2 protein-coding genes are annotated in these 4,068 nt (G+C 49.5%); both read left to right on the top strand.

Annotation, left to right across the window (positions count from 1 at the left end; translation table 11 throughout):
- The first annotated feature begins 156 nt into the window (after positions 1 to 156).
- On the top strand, positions 157 to 1,743 hold the full coding sequence (locus tag MHN01_RS18770; protein ID WP_239412745.1) for a cation:proton antiporter family protein: 1,587 nt from the start codon (positions 157 to 159) through the stop codon (positions 1,741 to 1,743).
- 323 nt (positions 1,744 to 2,066) lie between these two features.
- Positions 2,067 to 3,743, top strand: coding sequence for an asparagine synthase B (gene asnB, locus MHN01_RS18765; RefSeq protein WP_239412744.1), 1,677 nt, complete (start codon positions 2,067 to 2,069; stop codon positions 3,741 to 3,743).
- Positions 3,744 to 4,068: the final 325 nt, after the last annotated feature.

Genomic DNA, 4,068 nt, shown 5'->3' with positions numbered 1-4,068 from the left:
CAGTTTTTTCTCCACACTAAAAAGGGGCATGTACCGGACAGGTACATGCCCCTTGTGGTATATTGCGCAAAAAAATTCACCCTACGCCCAAGCTACACTATGGGTTATGCGATAGTGCTATCGGGAACACAATAAGAAAGGATAATTAGTCTCAACATGGAACTTATTTTTATCATAGCCGCCTTCCTGGCTGGCTTTATAGCCCTGAGGTGCAAGCTTCCTCCTCTGGTGGGCTTCCTTGTCGCGGGATTTGCCCTCAATAGCGCAGGCTACCAGTCAACCGAAGTCCTCAGTGTCCTGGCCGATCTCGGCGTTACCCTGCTATTGTTCTCGATTGGCCTCAAACTCGATGTCAAAACCCTGCTTGCCAAAGAGATCTGGGGAGGGGCGACACTGCATAACCTGCTGACAACCGGCCTCTTTACCCTTGCCTTGCTGGCTTTGAAACAACTCGGCCTCGGGATGCTCAGCGAGCTGGATATGGTGCAGCTTGGCCTGCTTGCCTTCGCACTCTCATTTTCAAGTACCGTTTTTGCGATCAAGGCGCTGCAGGAAAAAGGCGAGCTCAACTCTACCTACGGCACCCTTGCCATTGGGGTACTGGTCATGCAGGATATTTTTGCCGTTATTTTCCTGACCGTTTCAACCGGCAAGGTGCCCGAGATTACTGCACTGGCCTTGTTTGCCCTGCCCCTATTGCGTCCGTCACTGTTTAAAATTCTCGACAAGGCCGGCCACGGGGAAATGCTGGTGCTATATGGGATTTTCCTTGCCTTGGTCGCCGGTGCCGGCCTGTTCGAGGCTGTCGGCATGAAGGCCGATTTGGGCGCTCTGATCCTGGGTATGATGCTAGCAGCTCACCCTAAGGCCTCGGAGCTGTCAAAATCACTGTTCAACCTGAAAGAGCTATTGCTTGTCTGCTTCTTCCTCAACATAGGCCTGTCGGAAGAGCCGACCCTCGACGGCTTCCTGATGGCCATTCTGCTGCTATTGCTACTGCCGGTAAAAGGGATCCTCTACTACATCATCTTTAACCTGTTCCGCTACCGTGTCCGGACGTCATTGCTTGGTACGCTCACCTTATTCAACTACAGCGAGTTCGGCCTCATTGTCGGCGGACTTGCCTACAGTATGGGAATGCTGCCGGGCAACTTTCTGGTTGCCATCGCCATTGCTGTCTCACTGTCATTCCTGATCGCGGCTCCACTCAATAGCATCGGCCACCGGTTATACAAAGATGCTTCGAAGTGGCTAAAAGAATTTGAACCCGACAAACTTAATTCGAGCGATAAACTGATTGATCTCGGAAACAAGAAAATCATGATTCTGGGCATGGGCCGTATTGGTTCAGGTGCCTACGACGAACTAGTCGCACGCTATGGCGAGCAAGTCATTGGTATCGAAACCCGTGAAGACTCCGTCCAGCTCCATCGAGCAGCCGGGCGCAATGTGATCCACGGCGACGCAACCGACCCCGATTTCTGGGCTCGTGTTATCTCACGTCACAACACCGAACTGATTTTGCTGGCAATGCCCCATAGCCAGGCCAACAGCTTTGCCCTGGAGCAAATTAGAGATGGTAATTACCAAGGAAAAATTGCGGCGATTGCCAAGTATAGTGACGACGAGGCCCTGCTGAGTGAACTGGGGGTTGATGCGGCTTTCAACATCTACAACGAGGCCGGAAGTGGATTTGCCCGCCATGTCTGTGAGCACCTGTCGCCCGATATAAAACCACTCTAGCTCCCCAACCATTCTTCATTTTTTACTAACGGCAGCCTCGGCTGCCGTTTGTTTTTCCGTTCAAAAAACCAACCAATATCAGAAAATATTCGGATTTTTGTCAATTTATTAAATATTATTCACCAACAAGCCTTTTCTTTAATTGAATTGAGATTACCTGTTGCTTTTTATTACCGAATACGCAATTTTAACAATTAAGAACGGGAGACGTTAGCAGCAAGGAGTAGACATTGGTATCTAGACTAGGGACTAGATTTCAATGTTTACTCCCTCCCAAACAATTATGGATAGCGACAAGCGATTTAAAAGTTGGAGTCAGAAGTATGTGTTCAGTATTCGGTATCTTAGACATCAAGAGTGATGCAACAGCGTTGCGCGAAACAGCATTAGAAATGTCCAAGAAAATGCGTCATCGCGGTCCTGACTGGTCAGGTATCTACTCGTCAGAAAAAGCCATTCTAGTGCATGAGCGCCTGGCTATCGTAGACTTAAACAGTGGTGAGCAACCTCTTTACAACACCGATAAAACACATGCACTTGCGGTTAACGGCGAAATCTACAACCACAAAGAACTTCAGGCCGAGTTTGCACCTGACTACCCTTTCCAGACAGAATCTGACTGTGAAATTATTCTGGCGCTATATAAAGAAAAAGGCCCTGAACTACTTGACTACCTCAACGGTATTTTTGGCTTCATCCTTTACGATGAGACAGAAGATGCCTACCTGATCGGTCGTGACCATATCGGTATCATCCCGCTGTACCACGGCTATGACGAGCACGGTAACTACTATGTTGCTTCTGAAATGAAATCACTGGTACCGGTTTGTAAAACCATCAGCGAGTTTCCTCCTGGCCACTTCCTATGGAGCAAGAAGGGCGAGCCGGTGCGTTACTACAAACGTGACTGGATGGAATTTGATACCGTTGCCGACGCAGAGACCGATAAAATTGCACTGACAAACGCTCTAGAAAGCGCCGTCAAGCGCCAGCTAATGACAGATGTTCCATACGGTGTATTGCTATCAGGCGGCCTGGATTCATCCGTGATTTCCGCTATCACCAAAAAGTTCGCGGCACGCCGTATCGAAGATGACGAGCAGTCTGAAGCGTGGTGGCCAACACTGCACTCCTTCGCTATCGGCCTTGAGGGCGCACCGGATCTGAAAGCCGCCAAGGAAGTTGCCGACCATATCGGTACCGTCCACCATGAGCTGACTTACACAGTGCAGGAAGGGCTTGATGCCATTCGTGATGTGATTTACCACATCGAAACCTATGATGTCACCACAATCCGTGCATCAACACCTATGTACCTGATGTCACGTAAGATCCGTGCAATGGGTATCAAGATGGTACTTTCTGGCGAAGGGGCAGATGAAGTCTTCGGTGGCTACCTGTACTTCCACAAGGCACCTAACGCCAAAGAGTTCCACGAAGAAACGGTACGTAAACTGTTGGCACTGAACATGTTCGACTGTGCCCGTGCCAACAAGTCTATGGCAGCATGGGGTATCGAGGCACGTGTTCCGTTCCTTGACAAAGAGTTCCTTGAAGTGGCAATGCGCCTGAACCCGGAAGATAAGATGTGCGGTAACGGTAAGATGGAGAAGCACATCATCCGTGAATGCTTCGGTCACTATCTGCCGGAATCCGTTGCTTGGCGCCAGAAAGAGCAATTCTCTGATGGTGTAGGTTATAGCTGGATTGATACATTGAAAGAAGTGGCAGAAGCCAAGGTGACCGAGCAACAGCTTGAGACAGCCAAGTTCCGCTTCCCGTACAACACGCCGACAACCAAAGAAGGCTACGTGTACCGTGAGATCTTCGAAGAGCTATTCCCGCTTGAAGATGCAGCGAAATGTGTACCTGGCGGCCCGTCAATCGCCTGTTCAAGTGCCAAGGCCATTGAGTGGGACGAGAGCTTCAAGAACAGTGCCGATCCATCAGGCCGTGCCGTTGCTGCCGTTCACAACGAAGCCTACGAACAAAAAGCCTAATCACTGATTATAACAAGTGATAAGAACAGAAAAGCGAGAGTCTGAGGCTCTCGCTTTTTTAATGTATATCGAAATATTCAGGCATCGATTACCAACCCCATCTAACTTCCCCTTCTATCAACCTACTCGCTCTCCCGGTCATCACCGAACAAGGGGAAGGACTGGTTCAACACTCATACTTAGCGACCGACAACCTTTGCTCCTCCCCTTTTCAAGAGGAGGCTGGGTGGGGTTAGCTAACAAAATGCAGACATAAAAAAAACCGCCTTGCGGCGGTTTTTCTTCTTGAGGCTCGGATCTACCCTTTCGACTCTGGGAATTAACG

This window comes from Photobacterium sp. OFAV2-7 (genome assembly GCF_022347985.1).
In the GTDB taxonomy this organism is placed as follows: domain Bacteria; phylum Pseudomonadota; class Gammaproteobacteria; order Enterobacterales; family Vibrionaceae; genus Photobacterium.
Note: the sequence above shows the minus strand (reverse complement) of the source record. Positions and strands in the feature narration are given on the sequence as shown.

Coding starts and splice junctions, on each gene's coding strand:
- MHN01_RS18770 (WP_239412745.1), top strand. CDS start 157: ATGGAACTTATTTTTATCATAGCCGCCTTCCTGGCTGGCTTTATAGCC.
- asnB (WP_239412744.1), top strand. CDS start 2,067: ATGTGTTCAGTATTCGGTATCTTAGACATCAAGAGTGATGCAACAGCG.